At 34.5% G+C, this 17,567-nt stretch carries 15 protein-coding genes; 7 read left to right on the forward strand and 8 right to left on the reverse strand.

Features of this window, described 5'->3' with window-relative positions; translation table 11 throughout:
• Positions 1-151: 151 nt before the first annotated feature.
• The 3 genes from HMPREF0014_RS11995 to HMPREF0014_RS12005 all read left to right on the forward strand — a co-directional run bounded on the left by HMPREF0014_RS11995 (position 152) and on the right by HMPREF0014_RS12005 (position 1,567).
• A complete protein-coding gene (locus HMPREF0014_RS11995; protein WP_000920232.1) occupies positions 152-328 on the forward strand; it encodes a hypothetical protein in 177 nt (58 codons plus the stop codon).
• A gap of 252 nt (positions 329-580) precedes the next feature.
• Positions 581-817, forward strand: coding sequence for a hypothetical protein (locus tag HMPREF0014_RS12000; protein ID WP_000044007.1), 237 nt, complete (start codon positions 581-583; stop codon positions 815-817).
• Positions 818-979: 162 nt separating this feature from the next.
• Positions 980-1,567: a uracil-DNA glycosylase family protein gene (locus HMPREF0014_RS12005; RefSeq protein WP_000582748.1), complete on the forward strand. Its 588-nt coding sequence runs from the start codon at positions 980-982 to the stop codon at positions 1,565-1,567.
• A gap of 9 nt (positions 1,568-1,576) precedes the next feature.
• On the opposite strand, the gene HMPREF0014_RS12010 is transcribed toward HMPREF0014_RS12005, so the two are convergent.
• Positions 1,577-3,136, reverse strand: coding sequence for a phospholipase D family protein (locus HMPREF0014_RS12010; protein WP_020992230.1), 1,560 nt, complete (start codon positions 3,134-3,136; stop codon positions 1,577-1,579).
• Positions 3,137-3,572: 436 nt separating this feature from the next.
• On the opposite strand from HMPREF0014_RS12010, the gene HMPREF0014_RS12015 reads away from it, so the two are divergent.
• On the forward strand, positions 3,573-4,040 hold the full coding sequence (locus HMPREF0014_RS12015) for a hypothetical protein (protein WP_006580909.1): 468 nt from the start codon (positions 3,573-3,575) through the stop codon (positions 4,038-4,040).
• Between the two features lie 728 nt (positions 4,041-4,768).
• Positions 4,769-5,128, forward strand: coding sequence for a hypothetical protein (locus HMPREF0014_RS12020; RefSeq protein ID WP_004887222.1), 360 nt, complete (start codon positions 4,769-4,771; stop codon positions 5,126-5,128).
• A gap of 99 nt (positions 5,129-5,227) precedes the next feature.
• Here the strand turns inward: HMPREF0014_RS12020 and HMPREF0014_RS12025 are convergent, their stop codons facing one another.
• Entirely contained in the window at positions 5,228-6,391 is a 1,164-nt protein-coding gene (locus tag HMPREF0014_RS12025) for a catalase family protein (RefSeq protein ID WP_004887221.1), read from the reverse strand.
• A 183-nt stretch (positions 6,392-6,574) separates the two neighbouring features.
• On the opposite strand from HMPREF0014_RS12025, the gene HMPREF0014_RS12030 reads away from it, so the two are divergent.
• Complete coding sequence (locus HMPREF0014_RS12030) at positions 6,575-8,446, forward strand: hypothetical protein (RefSeq protein WP_004887218.1); 1,872 nt, start codon at positions 6,575-6,577, stop codon at positions 8,444-8,446.
• 228 nt (positions 8,447-8,674) lie between these two features.
• Entirely contained in the window at positions 8,675-9,784 is a 1,110-nt protein-coding gene (locus tag HMPREF0014_RS12035; RefSeq protein ID WP_004887215.1) for an S-(hydroxymethyl)glutathione dehydrogenase/class III alcohol dehydrogenase, read from the forward strand.
• 55 nt (positions 9,785-9,839) lie between these two features.
• Here HMPREF0014_RS12035 and HMPREF0014_RS12040 read toward each other — a convergent pair whose 3' ends face one another.
• The 6 genes from HMPREF0014_RS12040 to HMPREF0014_RS12065 all read right to left on the reverse strand — a co-directional run bounded on the left by HMPREF0014_RS12040 (position 9,840) and on the right by HMPREF0014_RS12065 (position 16,663).
• Complete coding sequence (locus HMPREF0014_RS12040) at positions 9,840-10,796, reverse strand: DUF4882 domain-containing protein (protein ID WP_004887213.1); 957 nt, start codon at positions 10,794-10,796, stop codon at positions 9,840-9,842.
• Positions 10,797-10,905: 109 nt separating this feature from the next.
• A complete protein-coding gene (locus tag HMPREF0014_RS12045) occupies positions 10,906-11,916 on the reverse strand; it encodes a fimbrial protein (protein WP_002049906.1) in 1,011 nt (336 codons plus the stop codon).
• The gene (locus tag HMPREF0014_RS12050; protein WP_006580908.1) at positions 11,913-14,471 is read right to left on the reverse strand and encodes a fimbria/pilus outer membrane usher protein; all 2,559 of its coding nucleotides are present in this window, start codon (positions 14,469-14,471) and stop codon (positions 11,913-11,915) included. The genes HMPREF0014_RS12045 and HMPREF0014_RS12050 overlap by 4 nt, the downstream gene beginning before the upstream one ends.
• 60 nt (positions 14,472-14,531) lie before the next feature.
• A complete protein-coding gene (locus HMPREF0014_RS12055; RefSeq protein ID WP_000774082.1) occupies positions 14,532-15,266 on the reverse strand; it encodes a fimbria/pilus periplasmic chaperone in 735 nt (244 codons plus the stop codon).
• An 86-nt stretch (positions 15,267-15,352) separates the two neighbouring features.
• A complete protein-coding gene (locus HMPREF0014_RS12060; RefSeq protein ID WP_004708758.1) occupies positions 15,353-15,886 on the reverse strand; it encodes a fimbrial protein in 534 nt (177 codons plus the stop codon).
• Positions 15,887-16,372: 486 nt separating this feature from the next.
• The gene (locus tag HMPREF0014_RS12065; RefSeq protein WP_004887207.1) at positions 16,373-16,663 is read right to left on the reverse strand and encodes a hypothetical protein; all 291 of its coding nucleotides are present in this window, start codon (positions 16,661-16,663) and stop codon (positions 16,373-16,375) included.
• Between the last annotated feature and the right edge of the window lie 904 nt (positions 16,664-17,567).

Here is a 17,567-nt window from a genome sequence, read left to right on the forward strand (position 1 = left end):
TTTATTTTTGAAACTACTATACTCTTCAATTAACATAAAAATTAAATACCTTACAAAAGCGACTCAAATCAAAGCCCTTAAATAACAAATAATGTGCTATTAATTTAAGTTAATTTCTCAAAAGTTTCTCCGTCAACTGAAGAGGTGCAAAATGTTAAAATCAATTTTAGTACTAGGAACAGGTATTGCCATTGGCATGTGCGTATACAAGAAGAAGCAAAAAAATAGTAAGAGTTTTAGTACCGATAGCGATACTGACACATTGATTAGTAAAGATAATAATAAAAACAAAGATGATAGTTCTCTAGATAATGCTGTACAGGTTTAAAAGTAAATAAAGGGGTTCATACGTGGGCCCTTTAAATATTATTTTCTATAAATTAAATTTATTTAAAATAATAAACTTTTTTACAAGTTCATCTAATATTAATTTTTATTTTAAATAATTATTTCACTATTCATTTAATTATTAAATAAATATGTTTAAAACAAAAAAAACACTTCAAATGCTAAATTTTACATGTTGTAGCAAAACTCCCTTTATTATCTTTAACGTTAAGAATAAAAAATGGAGACTAAAATGTCTAAACGTCATATTTTAAAAGAAGTTAATGCAAAAAGTATGTGTGGTATGGAAATTGTGGTAGAGCAAATTTTTGAAAATGCGTTGGAAAAAAATTTAGCTTCAACCGAAGTAGAGCAAAACTGGTTACCACTTTCGAAGATTGTCATTTCAGACAAAGTTATCAATTTAGATCAAGACAATACCTTTGCCCATCCAAGAACAGGTAAAGTCTTTAAAATTTTAAACTCTTAAGCAGTTTGGTTACTAACATGCATATAAACGAAATGATTGAGGCGAAACAACAAAATGTTTCGCCTCAATCATTTAATTAAGTGAATTTGCATTTCTTGACTCGTGATTAACCTAAAAATGCGTTAAGTTACTTATAATTTTTGAAGTAAATACTGATTTTTTATGATAATTGAGATAGAAACCCATCCACTACAACCATTTTTACCTGAAAATGCCCGTTTATTAATGCTAGGGAGTTTCCCACCTCCTCGTAATAAATGGAAGATGGACTTTTATTATCCAAACTTTCAAAATGACATGTGGAGAATTTTTGGCTTAATCTTTTTCCAAGACAAGACCTATTTTTTAAGCGAAAATCAGAAAACATTTAATGAAGAACGTATCCGAAACTTCTTAACTGAAACAGGTATTGCCATTTTCGATACGGCTTATCAAATTAAACGCCTCAAAGGTAATGCTTCCGACAAATTTCTGGAAATTGTCACACCCACAGACTTGGCGGCTTTGCTTCAAAAAATCCCTTTATGCCAAACTATTATGACTACAGGGGACAAAGCAACTGATACCTTAATTTCAGTTTTACCTGAGAACACTGAAAAACCTTTAATTGGAACATCGACAACAACTTATTTTGCCGACCGCAATATTCATTTATATCGGTTACCGTCATCTTCTAGAGCATATCCACTAGCGCTTGAGAAGAAAGCAGAAGCCTATCAAAAATTCTTTAATGAAATAGGTTTCTTGTAATATTCAAACTTACATCATCCACTCAATAGGCAGGTAAGAAACAGCTTTAATCATTGTTCGTTGAAAACGGCTGGTTCCCGGGTCTTTATCGTATTCAATGACTTGCCCATTCGACTGGTAATCTAGCCAAGTAATTTCACCTTGGCTATTTAGTTTTAACTGATAGGCCACTTGAGGTAAATGTTGATCTAACATAACGGAAATCTGAGTTTGTAATTGGCTAGATTCAATGACTAAACCTACTTCGGTATTTAAATAAGTAGAGCGAGGGTCAAAATTAAAAGAACCAATAAATACTTTGCCATCTACATCAAAAAATTTCGCATGCAAACTTGATTTATTTTTACCTTTTGCCGGTATAACGCTACCCGTTACGATTTCGTACCAAGTTCTACGTCGCCGTTCTAAAACAGGTTTAAACTCATAAAGCTCAATACCATTTTTAAGCATTTCTACACGGTATTGACTATAAAAAGCATGTACGATCGCAACATCATTCGCAGCAAAAGAGTTAGTTAAAGCACGAACTTTAATTCCTTCAACTCGCAGTTGTTTCAAATAATACGTACCTTGTTGAGTGGGTACAAAATAAGCAGAAGCTAATTCTAAGTGCTGCTTGGGTTTACCCATAATAGACATGACTTGCCCATACAGCATTTCATGTTCAGCTGCGGTACCTAAAATTTTCTTGGGAGAGTCTGCTACAAAGTGTGCTTTAGACCATTGTATAGGGTTGTGCTCTAAAAGCTCTTTTAGATAAGACTGAGCATCATAAAGTTTATCTTCAGTCAGACTATGGTTTTCATGGTGTAATTGTTCGTAATGCTCTCTTAGTGCTTTTAAATGATGCTCAGCACAAGTACCAATCACTTTAGTCGCGTCTACACTTAAGGTACTTTCCCAAAAGTCAGCAAATACAGCTTGGGCATGCCGTACAGCATCTCCATAAAACAAAATATCTAAATCTGTAAATTGAAACTTACTGCTTGCTTCAAAATATTCACTACTGATATTCCTACCACCGGTTACTGCAATTGAAGCATCTGCAATTATGAGCTTGTTATGCATACGGTGATTCACTTTTTTGAAGCGAAAAATATAGTCGAATATTCTTAAATATCTAAATTTATAAGGATTAAATAACCTAATTTCAAAATTGGAATGCTGTAAAAGGCTTCTTAATATGCCATCGAGTTTTATACCGTTTTGATCATCAATTAACAGTCTGACTTTTATGCCTCGATCTGCCGCCTTCAGTAATTCATGCAAGATCAGATTACCCACAAAATCATTAGTCCAAATGTAATATTGTAGATCTATGGTTTCTTTGGCATTTCTAATTAAATAAATACGTGAAGCGATACTCATAAATGCATCATCGAGGGCTACAAAAGCGGTAAGACCCTGACGTGTTTTTTCTTCTGCTGCCTCATCATTCAACCAATTATTTGTCTTTATCACTATATCTTTCTCATTAGGATCGTATGTATCTGTATAAGAAGGTAAATCAGTAAAACCCCAAGCACTTAAGGCCATAGTACTATACTGCTCATATGGCTGATTGATCATGTAAGCATTTAATTTGCATCCAAGTTAGATCTATCAGAGCATTCTTATATTCAATTTATATGTCAAAAACCTCAATAACTGTATGATTTTGTTGTACTCTAAAAAACTATAAAATTAAAATATAATGAAAACAATGTATTAGTAGAGATTAAAATTTTACTAGCGGCGTGTTAAATAATCATTTTGATTGTGTGAGCTGTATTTTACTGCAAGAAATTATTTCGATAATTTATGAATTTCACTTATAAAACTGTGACATATTACTCCTTATTTTTATAAGTTGTGTTTTAACATGCGCCCTAATTTCACAAGTTCACATTACTTACAATGAGGACACTAACTACTACATTAAAACACATGATTTCTATCATACTTCCTTAAAAAGCTGCATAAGCAACCTACCAAACAATGGAAGGTAGAAGGAAGGAGATAGGAAATGCCACAATATTTAATGATTGCTGAAAAGGTATATAAAAAAATTGAAGAAAATAATCTTTTTTCTGATACTCCGACTGAACATTTGAATAACTTGATAGGCGTAATCCGTAAAGAGATTAAAGGTACAAAATTTAAGCTTAAATATAACTTTATTGACTTTGAAGAATGTTTAACAAAGCCACTGGATGAATGCGCCGTTAAGATTGATATTAGCCTAATGCCAAGCCATAAAAATAAAGACGAATATATTTTATGGTTAGCGGGATTTATAGAAAGAATGACGACAGGTGGGGAGACTCATCTTCCTCCTATTTCAAAATTTATTCCACCAGACTTTAAATTTAACTGTGAATTTGATAGTGGTCATACTCAGCCAGTAGAAGTACAGAGACATGATGAGGGGGAACTTATCATTAATTACTTTAAATCAGAGCCCTTCATGAAAATTATAAAAGAAGAAAAATAATTTAAAGAATAGAAGTGTTTCCACCACACTTCTATATCGCTGTCAAAATTCAGCGACCGCCTTCTGGGGCGGTTTTTTTATGGAATTAGCAAAATTCCTTGTTATGTTGATGTCTTCACATAAGTTTTCACTATGAACATAACTCACTTGTTCGCTATAAAAATGGATACAGAAATCAATGTTAGCTTTTTATTATCTTCATGATTTAAGGAGATATAGAAATTTTAAAAGAGAGTTAAATTGCTTCCTTGTAGACAATTTAGTCTAGATGTATTCTGAATCTATAAAGAACTTTCATGTTTGTTAGTTTTTTAAAGGAGGTGTCTATGCTCCATAATTTTAGACAGTTTTTCTGCATGCACATCTGGGAATATGATTTTGATATTTCTCATGATGAGATAAGAGAATGTAGAAAATGTGGGAAAATTCATAAAGTGAAGAGTTCCCATAAAATGACTTAAGATTAAAGAAAGTGATTTTAAGCATATTAACAAAATAAGCCCAATAATTTAAAAGTATTGGGCTTATTTATGAATAATAAAAAACCTATTAATTTACTCAGAATATAATTCAAATTAGATCACATTTTTAAATTATAAAAGGTTTCAATTTACATAAATTTATATTAAATTTAAAAAACAAATAACACTTCAATAAAAACTAAAAACTTAAATTTATAACTTTAATCTTATACTTATATTTTACAATAAATTAATAAGGAGATAGAAATGCCAAAATATTTACTATTAGCAGAAAAAATTTCAAAAAATATAAAAAAAGAACATACCAATAATCATCTAAAAAACCTAAATAATTTAATTATGGAAATCAAAAAAGCAATTAATGGTACAGAATTAAAGTTTTTATATAATTTTTTTGATTTCGGAGGCACACTTCTTAATCTTCAGGATGAGTTACCTTTCAAGTTAGATATTAGCTTGATTCCCATCTATAAAAGTGAAGAAGACTTTATTTTTTGGTTAGCAGATTTCATTGATCGAATCACTATCGACACAAGTAAAGGAGATTATTCAATAAAAAAGAAGTTAGCCATCCTACACTCTATTGTTGAGAAAATTGATCTATAGGCTTTAGCTTAGTATAGCCATTTTTTTAAAGGTCCATTGATATAGAACTATCTTTTTTATCGGTAGTTCTTTTATATGTAAAGTATGACGAACTCATTTTTAAGGCTCTTGTCGAGGGGCCGAGTTCATATCGTGTCTCACTTTACTTATATTTTCATAAATAATTTTACGTAATCTGTTTATTGCACCTAAAGGTTTGTGCTCAGGTAAAGCATGCCACGGCGTAAAGGAGAGATTTTCACAAAATTGATTCTGTTCCGGTGTATCAAAGCTTTGCTTTGGAATACGAATAGTTGCAACCTGATAAAAAGGTGCTTCTGCTTCTTTCCATTCTGTCATTGCATCTTCAACTTGCATTTGGGTTGAAGTTCTTGGCTGTATAAGAAACTCCATACAAGCGTCTTGTTTTTGCAGCGTATCTTGTAGTGCAGCTCTTAAAAAATTATGGTTTGGATGGTCAGGTAGAGATGTAGACACCTTAGAACAATTTCTTACGGAGTACTTAACAGCTTGACGGTCATTATCTAATCCTAATTGATAGGGCACCATAGACCAGTAACGTACATATAATGGATTAGAAATTTTAGAATTATGCGCTCCTAAAGCATTGATTGTTCCTTTAAGCCCTAAAGCAAACGGAATATGAAGCTTTCTGAGAGTACTTTTGCTGTTAACATCCTGCATAAAAGAAAGATATCTTTGCCCATCATTTACGAAAAAGACAGGATGATTGATCATAATAAAATCTTGAGTTGTCGCTTCTTTTTCACTTTCTAAAATTTTCTGACCCGGTACGCCTAAGACTTTTATGGCTATGCCGCGAGCATCTTTTTCAATGTCTGCTTGAGATGCATCGTTAGATGCATTCGAAAATCGAATCCAGGCTTGATAGCTCTTATCAGGAACAAATATACCTTTTGCAAGTTGAGTTGGAATATTTTTAAGTACATGGAACTCGGCACGCACACATCCATGTGCTTTAGGATGTGCATCTCTTAAGGCTTTACCAGGTGCATACTCTTTACGTATTGATTCTTCAATAACGGTAGAGATTTCTTGAGCCAGTTTTTTTTCATTTGGTTGGAGCTTTTCATTTAAATATTCATCAGGGATTGGATAATTAGTTGTATAGGTAGAAGTAGAAATAGCAGAAGCTTTAGTATTTTTATAAAATATTGGATCACTACAGCCACTTAATAATGAAAGAACTGGAGTAAAAATAACGAGTAGTCTAAAGTGGCTTAAATGAGAAAAGTTTGGCATTCATTGCTCCTTATTGCAAAGTCCACTTTAGAATTAAAATAATATGTTAGCTTTACATTATTTTAATGATTCCAACCATTATCTACTGTTAATAGATTAGACTAAATTGTTACTTATCTGAACAATATAAATAAAATTATTATTTAATATAAAGCTTCTTAAAACTATTAAGAGCAATATGACATGATAAATAATTCAGAAAATGTACAAAATAATTCGACTGTTTCACCTCAACCCATTACTCAAAATATACTTATTGATAGGTTCAACCCAACTTATTGGAGAATAGATGGTCCACAAACCATGTCTTTTGCGATTACCAATTATGGCAACGGTTTTGAGGCGTCTTTCCGCTCACGCATGACTACAGACTTGGCTGGTATTAGTTGGGACTCTTACGACTCTAAAGACCATAAATTTTTAGCTTATGAAACTAAATATAGCTATTCAGGTGTGGTATGGGACTTTGATATTGAACTATCACCATCTATGCCAGTTCTAAATAATGAGTCGCTAACTCCAACTTTAACGGTTTATTATAACGACAATGGAGTAGATAAAATTGCATATATCGTCTTGTTCAACTATGCAAATACTCCATCTTCAAGGTCTGCCCATATTCATATCAACTGGGATACGGTCAAAGCAGGTTTTTCAGCTACAGACAGTTTTCCAGTTACCAATATTCAGCAAATTACATTTTCGGCTTTTACAAGTAGTTATAACCCACACTCATCATTGCCCTTAAGTCAGGCTGAAGATGGTTATATTCGCATTACTAATTCAGTCGTGACAGGTGCAAATGCAAAACTAAATCTAAGCCGAGTGGTTGTACCACAGCATAACTATGGCTTATGTACCAGCTATGACGATCATTACGACCTGAACCCGCAGCGTATAGTAGATAACATGGCTGCTTTGGGTTATCACGGTTTCATTAATCATTACTGTGGTATGTCACATTATCCTGAAATAATCTGGAGAAGTGATATTAATAGATTCCAGATTCCTGACACACTCGTTACAGGACAGGATGTTATTAACCCATGTACCCGTAAATGGCATGAGAAATATGCCCAAGCTCTGCATAATGCAAATATGCAACCCGTTTTTGGGGTAAGTTTTGAAATGTACTCGCTAGGCGCAAATGAATTTTGGGCACAGCGAGACTGGAATAGTAATTTGGGTAAAACAGGCTACCAGCCACCAAGTTATTTCTTCAGTTTAAGTGATCAAAATGCTTTGGCATATTTACATAAAGTTTTTATTGAGTTTGCAGATACCATGGTGACGGGTGGGTGTGATGTCAACATGCAAATTGGTGAGCCTTGGTGGTGGTATAACACAGATACGAACTTACCATGTGTCTATGACTATCCAACCAAGTTAGCTTTTAATGCAGATACAGGTTTATATGCACCAGACTTAGGAACAATTTATGAGGCGATGAATAAAACAGGAACGCCGTATGATGAATTTAAAACATGGTTAAGAAATAAGTTAGGGCAGACCTGCCAAGATATTAGAACAGCAATTAAAACAAAATATGCAAATGCCCAAGTGTGCCCATTAATCTTTTTCCCATCTATTCGCTCACCAATACAAACCCTAGCAACTTATATTAATTATCCAAGTGAGCATTATTCATACCCTCATTTTGATTACATTATGACTGAAGCCTATGATTGGCTTTTAGAAGCGAAATTAGATTTAGCCCATCAAGCTGTTTCACAAATACCAACTCAAGATTTAGGCTATCCTGCCAGTAAAGTTGCTTATTTATCAGGGTTTGTACCAGATGCATCTATTGCTTATATCTATGGATTCGACAAAAACAAACCATATCGAACACCTATCTGGCAACGTATTTTTGGAGATATGCAAAATAATGTATCTCTAGGGCTTATGAAGCAATTTATCTGGGCATATCCACAAGTTATGTTTGACTCGATTACAATCGATACTACTCAAGCTCCAAATGGCTTCTTTGTTGAAAATACGCTCTATACACCTATTAGTGATAACACGCCATACCCACCGGATATTTACCTATAAGTAAAAATAAGCTGGTTACAAGATAATGATTTGATAAGAAACCTCTTCAAGTAAGGGGTTTTCTCGTTTTTTAAATGTAGGCTTGCTTAGACGTATGTGACTGGCTATGCTGTAATGGATTGCTATGAAAGCCAATTTTGATTTAAGCAAAATTAAGCTCTTGTATTAGCATTACATTATCTATTTTGCTCGACTATAAATACCGAATGATATAAAGGAAACCCAAAGATGAAATCTCGTGCAGCTGTCGCCTTTGCTCCAGGAAAACCTTTAGAAATTGTTGAAATTGATGTTGCACCACCCAAAGCGGGAGAGGTTTTAATCAAGATTACCCATACTGGAGTATGTCACACCGATGCATTTACCTTATCTGGCGATGATCCGGAAGGTGTTTTCCCGGCAATCTTAGGTCATGAAGGCGCGGGGGTAGTAATTGAAGTTGGTGAGGGGGTAACAAGCGTTCAGCCGGGTGATCATGTTATTCCGCTTTATACGGCAGAATGTAAAGAATGCTTATTTTGTAAATCTGGAAAAACCAATCTTTGTGTTGCTGTACGTGCAACTCAAGGTAAAGGCGTTATGCCAGATGGTACTACACGTTTTTCATATAAGGGCGAACCAATTTACCACTACATGGGCTGTTCAACCTTTAGTGAATATACGGTAGTAGCCGAAGTATCTTTAGCTAAGATTAATCCTGAGGCGAATCACGAGCAAGTATGTTTATTAGGTTGTGGGGTAACTACAGGTATTGGTGCCGTGCATAACACAGCGAAAGTACAAGAGGGCGACTCTGTTGCTGTATTTGGCTTAGGTGGTATCGGTTTAGCCGTTGTACAAGGAGCACGTCAAGCAAAAGCAGGGCGCATTATTGTCGTAGATACAAATCCAGATAAATTTGAGCTGGCAAAACAGTTTGGCGCTACAGATTTCTTAAATCCTAAAGATTATGACCAACCTATTCAGCAAGTCATTGTAGAAATGACAGGCTGGGGCGTAGATCATTCATTTGAATGTATTGGAAACGTCAATGTTATGCGCTCAGCTCTAGAGTGTGCACATCGTGGTTGGGGACAATCTGTCATTATTGGTGTAGCGGGTGCAGGCCAAGAAATTTCAACTCGTCCGTTCCAGTTAGTTACTGGCCGTAAATGGTTGGGTACAGCATTTGGTGGTGTGAAAGGGCGCTCACAACTTCCTAAAATGGTCGAAGATGCTATGAAAGGTGATATTCAACTTGAACCTTTTGTTACTCATACCATGCCTTTACAAGACATTAATACTGCTTTTGATTTAATGCATGAAGGTAAATCAATTCGTACTGTCATTCATTTTTAAAGGAAATAAAAAGGGCTATGATTTAGCCCTTTTTTACGCTTCATAGTTTTATATTTTAAATGGTATTACCACAAATATCAGTTGTATCTGGTGGGTAAATAAATTGAAGATCATCTCGATCAGTTATAAGTTCACTAGATAACTCTTGTCCAAATAATTGTTCAGAATATATTGCTATACCATTCATAATAGAAAAACGTATATTCGCAAGCGGAGCTGGCAAATTAGATTGATACCCCTGATCAACTCCATTTAAAATAAAGCCTACTTGCTTCGTGTTCTGATTAATATATATACCCAAGCGTTGGTATCCATTCATATTATTTGTCATATTTTGACTTTTGAAGTAAGGATGATCAGGTCCGCTATTATCACTAACTCGATATGCTAAAGAGTAATTTAAAGTTGGAGGATTCTCGCCAAAATCTGGGTCATAAGTCCCTGTATGAAACCCGTAGTTTGATCTAACGGTATATCCATTATTTGTTACGCCAGTAAAATCAATATTAGAGATATAAGAAGAGTTACCAACGGCTACAGTTGGAATTTTTAGTTCCATTTCAAAGGCAATAATGCCCTTATTAGGTATAGAGAAATCGCCAATATCATTAGTCGAGTTGAGACCTGCTTTACTTCTCGCTATATAATCTATATTGCCATATTCATTTTCTAGTATAGGATCTACTTTAAGGCTAAATTTTTGCCCACTTATTATTGGAAATATTTTCATAGGAAAATAATCAGGATGTTCATTATTCCATAGGTCATAATCTTCTTGAGTTGCATCAAAATGATATTGGCAGATTGGGGTAGAAGAATTAGGGGAATTCATTTGAGTCAAAAGGGGTTGAGATGCCAATTTTTCATTCTTTGTAGTTGATGAAATTCTTTTAGATGCGACTTTTTGGTTAGATTCATTACGTAATGCTGTATTGGTATTATCAGATGATACCTCATACATGGCCCAGCATAAGGTAATTGCACTAACAGCAACTATGCCTATTTTTTTCATAGATGTTCCTATAAAGTTAAGTAAATTCTTAGAAAGTATGGATAAAGAAAAAGTTATTATTAATTCTTAAATATTTGATATTGTTAAATTTAAAAACTATTGAATATGATTAATCATATTCAATAGTTACAGTTGCCATAGCACGAACTTTACCCGGTGTAACATTCGTTGCTGTTTGATAGTAGCGGGCAGTCATCGGTACGTTATATTGAAGTGTCTGGTTAGAAGACAATGTACCTAAAGCCAGCTTGTCACCTTTTTTGATAACCTGATTTTTATTTTGATAATTCCAAAGTAACTGAACGCCTACACCGTTTGCTTTTTCAGAAGCTGCAGCTGTATTCGCTAAAACCTGATTGTTTGTACCATCTTGAGTAAAGTCATAGGTCAAACTAATAAGATTTTTCTCTTCATAGCCAGTAGGGTTAATACCACCATTACATAGGATGTTCATATCAAAAGTTTGTTCACCTTGAGTTGAACCAACACCTTTAAAGCCAGCTTTAGTAACTGTTGGTAGTTGTACAACTTTATTGATATTACCTTGAATTTCACATGAAGAAGATGCAATGGTAATCGCATTGGCATTAACAGTACTTGTTAAGAAAGGCTTATCTGGAAAACCACGGATATAATAACTACTATATCTACCAGGAACTAAAGTCCCAGAACCTGTTTGTGAGGCAATTTTAATTATTTCCACAACAAAATAGCCATCTGCTAAGTAACGATTACCTGAGATTCCACCACGTTGATAAGGGTAATAACCAGAAAAATTGGTATTATTATCTGCTTCACGGTATAGGCGAATACCAATACCAGGAATATTGGTTGTATAGATGCTATTGCCTAAGGAGCTTAACGGATAAGCCTGTGTTAATTCCGCAACGGCAACATCGCGGCTATCACAATTATTTGCTTGTGTTCTAGTCCGGGTAATAGGAAAAGTCGCTTTTCTTAAAATCGCACCTACTTGATCACTAGGACGTACGACAACACGTCCCACCGCCATAAGAACATCATTTGCTTCATAATTGACTATATAGCATGCAGCATTAGCTTCACCATACACACCTAAGCCCGCGGTAAATAGAGCACCCGTTAATAATATTCTTTTCATTTGCAGACAGCCTCCGTCATTACCACGCTTTGTTGCTTGTTTTGCAACTGATTACCAACATTGTACTCAACCGAACAACGCTCATTGCTTTCGTCTCCCCATTTTACATACAGACGATCTTGAGCAAGTGGGGTACGTAAGTAAATCATACTACCTTGTGCAACAATACCTACAGCTTCGTCTTTTTGATTAAAGACTTGTGCTGCAAAAGGTAAGCTGTTGCCATCTGCAGTCTTACTATTAATATAAACTGCATAACCTGTCTTAGTCGCAAAATCTACTTTAGCAATTGCACCAGCAAACGGTGCAATACGTTGACTTGTTTCTTCAAGTTCTACTTTGCTAGACATTTCTTGAGGGTCAAGGGTAATGTCATTAAGACGGTATGGAGTAACATATGGAACTACGGCATAACCTGCTTTATTAATGCTTAGACCAACGGTATTACTTACTTTTGCGCCAGCTGCATCAGGTGCATGTACAAGTACCATTGTTTGACCTTGTTCAGGTCCAAATAACACACCTTTTGAGTGAGCAACGATACTACCGCTTAAGCTCACCATAGCTTGTTGATAAGAATCAGCCACACTATAAGAACCGCCAACAGTTGTATAGTTAGTACGATAACGACCATTTACGTTAAATGTTGGGTTTGCATAGTCCTGATGCGACATAGAAGCACCATAACTAAAGCGATCACCCACCATTCCACTTGCACCCACTGTACGACTATCTTCAGATGCAGTAATGTTGACATTAACTGAGTTCTTCTTGAAGTTCATTGGGAAAGACAATGTCATTAAGTATTCAGTATCACGTGATTGGTTACTTGCGCCGTATTCAACTTTACGATTGATCGCAGACAAACCATAAGATAAGCCATGGTAATTATTGCTATAACCAATCTGATACTGTTTAGTTGTTTCACTACGGTTCCAATAATCGACCCATGAACCTACCATATAGAAGTTACCCCAACCCTCAGGGAGTCCTTGGTTCAAGGTAATCTGGAATTCACTACGTTGGCGACCCGCAGCGTAAGTATTGATACCTTTTTCTTCTAAATCACGAATAAGAAGGGCATCACGCAATTTATAGAAGTTTTCTGTTGAATAACGATAAGCTGCAAGTGTTAAGTTCGTATTGGTTGGTGAAATTAATTTACTGTAGCTTAAACGGAAACTTTGACCAGACTGCGAAGCTTGTTTTTCAAAGTCCGCCTCAGAATGCGTAACGTCAAATGCAACAGCACCAATAGGTGTTGCAAAAGCAGCACCCAGCAATAAAGCTGTATAATTTTCAGAAGCCTGAATTCCGGTATAACCCGTTAAATAGTTATTAATACCTTGTTGATATTTACCCTGAACCACCCAAGGATTAAGATCAATATCACGATCACGGAATTGACCTACAGTGAGTGAGTAACGGTTTACACCCGGACGTAACATCTGAACAACAGATGCATAAGGCACAGAAAATTTTTGTATTTCCCCATTCGCCTCAATAACGGTAACTTCAATCTCGCCACCAAATCCAGTAGGGTACAGGTCATTAATTTCGAAGTTACCCGGTGCTACCGTTGTTTGATAGATAAGTTGGCCTTGCTGACGTACTTCAATTTTTGCATTAGTTTTAGCATTACCACGAATACGTGGGGCATAACCAAGCATACTATTCGGCAGCATTCGATCGTCACTTGAGAAATCAATACCACGATAGCCATAAGAGTCAAATACTTCGCCGTTTGTAAAACTATCACCAAGTGTTAAAACACCACGATATTTCGGGAATGCTCGCTGTAAATAAGTACTTGTTTCTTCGTAACTTGACTTAGATTGATTTTCAGCAGGTGTATCTTGCCATTGCCACTGACCATTGTGACGTAGCTGCCAACCACCTAAATTTAGTCCGGCTGTGATACCCATAAACGCATTTGAGGTTTCACTTCTATCATTCGATTGAGTGAACGTTTTATAAGCACTACCGTTATAAGATAAAAAGCCTGCATTAATACCGCGATCCCATACGCTCGGATCGACATAACCTTGCGCATTTTTTTGTAATGCGACTTGAGGGATTGAAATATCGACACGTAAACGAGAGTTATCAAACTCGTAAAATGCATTTTCAACCCATTCTTCTATTTTGTAGCAACTATTATTTTCTTTTTGAAGGGGAGCATGCTTAGACAAAACCTCTTGTTTTACGCCGTATTCAAGAAGATTCATTCCTGTAAAGCAAGTGACCGCATTTTGTGTTGGGTCTACCGCCTTAAACACCATACGACGTTTACCAAACCATTGACCATTTACATATACGTCAACGTTATATTCGCCAGGTAAAACAGGGTTGCCATATTTAAAGCGAGAAATATCAACTTTTTTTGCATCGCCAATTAAGAAAGCAGAATCAAACTCAGCTTCGACAGGAGCACTCGCAGCTGTTTCTTCAGCGTGCACGAATACAGGCATTGTCATGGTAACAACACCGGAAGCCAAGTAATAACAAATATGGCGTTTTAATAATTTATAAGATTCTTGCCGTTTTTTTGGCATAGCTAAGTCCGCCTACTCACATAATAGGTGCTTAAAATTTATTAAAAAATATAAATCTGATTATTGAAGTTTTATTGAGTGTTCGACTCGGCCACCGTAGTCATTCACATTAATAAAACTCATATCCTGAAGATTGCCATTCTTAAGCTGAATGGATGCATCAGAAAAAGGCTTAACCATTAGCCCTTCAGGTAATAAATCTACTTTTTTATCGCCGACTTTCTGATAAACAGAAGTCATGGTGATATGAAAAGGTGTTGGATTTTTTACCGTTAAGTTTTGACCAGATTTAACCCATTGAAGCTTATCTGCCGCTAAGTTCGCATCATCTTTAATCGAAGCTGGACGATAGAAGAATTTAATACGTGAACGAATTGCTAATTGCAGAAAATTATCAGGTGTCGCATCTGAGCCCTTTGAGGTAGGTCTTGGAGGAATATCCAAAACATTTAACCATAAGACAGTTTCTTGCTTCTGATTTAACTGAGAAGCAGTGGGTAGAGCAGTAATACGAAAAGTCTGACTTTTTGTTGCTTCAACACGAGAAATTGGAGGAGCAATCATAAAAGGAACTTTTGATTGATCCGGAGTACTTTTTGGGTCGCCTTCATCAATCCAAGCTTGGACAAGTGCTGGTTTTGAACCGTTATTGCTAACTTGTAGCGTAACTTCTCGGGCATCTGATGGATAAATTACACGAGTGCCATGAATTACAATTTCTGCATGAGAGGCAGGTGCGGCTACCGCTGAAGCAAATGCCAAACCTAACAAAAAATTATAACTGTTCAATTTCATTTCAGGATTCTCAGCCAAGGAAGTTCGGGAAAGCGTTACACAAAATAGGGCTTCTATACGGATATAGAAACCCTATCATCCATCAATTATTGATAGATAATTGTGTATTGAACAGAAGTGTTGACTTTACCAGCAGTAGAAGCGCCAGTTGCATAGTATTCAGCATAGTAGTTAAGGTCTGCACTACCAGCTGCTGCAACGTCAACCCATTGAGAGTTTGCTTGAGCGCCATTTGCACCAGCAGCAAGAACTGGAATTACTTGGTTGTTGCTACCTAAAAGTTGAACGTTAACGTTTTTAGCACCAGTAGCGTCTTGGTTAAGTAAACGACCAGTATTGAAGTCAACCGTTGCACCTGGTTCGAAGTAAGTCGCAACTTTACCTTCTGAACAGTTAGCTAATTTGATCTGGAAAGGAGTACGACCAGCAACGTTACCAGCAGCTGCTAAAGTTTGTTTAGAAACAGTTGGAAGAGTAACTGTGAAATCTTTACCAGCAGGTGTAACGATGTCACAAGTTTTGTCTGTAACTAAACCATTAATTGTAATTGTACCATCAGCAGCTTGAGCGTTCGCAATCCCTACAACTGAAAGAGCAGCGATCAAAGCAAGTTTTTTCATAGTGTTTTCTCAAAAAGTCTGGATAAAAGTTTAATCTGTTACTTTTCCAGAGGTTGACATCTTGAAAAGTAATGCGGCGATACAAACATTTTTTAAACAAAATGCAAACTAGATCACATATTTTTTAAAGAATAAGAAAAAATACCATGAATTTAGAGTAAACATGACAAATGCTCTTTTTGAGTTAAGATTTTGTTTTTAAATATGAAATATTTGATAGAAGTTCTATTAAGAATAATTGCAAAAGAAAAATACAATTAAAGAAAATTATTTTAAGAAAAATTTAATGAAGTAATTATATAGAACAATTTATCTTTATGCATGAAAAAACGTGAAAAATTTATCATTTATTAAGCAAATAAGAGCGAATTGTTAACTCTAGCTAAGTATTGCACTATAAAGTCAAAAATTCACTCTTATAAGGCCATTCATACTCAAGTAACCGTAAAGAGTTAAGACTGAGTTGATGTTGAAAGCTCGTTCATTTCAATGATAGTTAACAAGCACTACTTTTTTATTAGCACTTATAGTTTCAATACTCGTATCCATTTTTTCAGTATGTCGCGCTAAGTTGAATACATTATCTTTGTTTAAATATTGAGTATCAATAGTTGTATTCAAAGAATTGATTTGAGCGCATTCTTTTTCAATATTTACTGTAGAACAAGTATCTTCAACAATATTTCCTTTAATCATTATTGTGTTATTCGCATAACAAAATAGTGGGGAAGTGGAAAGTACCGCCAAAACTACAATTTTAAATATATTATTTTTCATTTTATATATACCTATTTATTAAATAGTTAATATAAGAGATACAATAATTTTTATTTAAAAACAATATGAAAATTCATTTTAATAAAAAAATAATAAATAACATGTGACGCATATCTCACTAATTATTTTATTTATATAAATAGTTATTGCTTTATAGCTATTTTGCTAAAAATGATAATAAAATCACATTTTAAACAAATAATGAATCTTAGTTTGTATAAAATTAAATTACTGATAATGAATGCTTTAATTTAAAATATTCTTATTTTTTTAAAAAAATTAAAAAACTCGATGATTTAAAAATTTATATTATTTAATAAAATAATATATTTTACTAAAAAACAATTATGTAATTAGATCTTTAACTCTAATTTGTGGTGATTTATATAAATTAAAATATAAAAGCTTTAAGTTAATAAGAACAATATTGAATACATTTTAAACAGTAAGTAGAGTTGTTTAGCACAATTAAATAAACTCTCATTGTATGAGGCAAGTTGTAACTTTGCTGAAATCTAGGTAATTTAATTTTAAATAAGTAGCATTTAGATATAAGAAAATTATTTTACAGTTGTAGAGAAGAAAGCTGCCTAAATTTGGTTATTCAATTAACAATTAAGTTTCATATCTGTAATTTAATTCAAATTTTGAATTTTTAGTTAAATCACAGTTTTGGCGTTAATGCACAATGAAGCTTAAAAAAGTAAAGAAATAATTTATAAAAATGCCATGCTTTCTAGGATGTAGTGCAATAGCTAAAATGGAGCGTGAAAGATAAGACATAATATTTTTATCAGACTTTAGCCAAAAATTTCATTGTTGGCTAAGCAAAGCACAGCACCAGTGTATAAAAATAAGGAGGATCAAAGACCTAGGTGTAAATTACACAACAGTTCGTATAATG

The sequence above is a fragment of the Acinetobacter sp. RUH 2624 genome (genome assembly GCF_000162375.2).
Classification (GTDB): Bacteria; Pseudomonadota; Gammaproteobacteria; order Pseudomonadales; family Moraxellaceae; genus Acinetobacter; species Acinetobacter nosocomialis.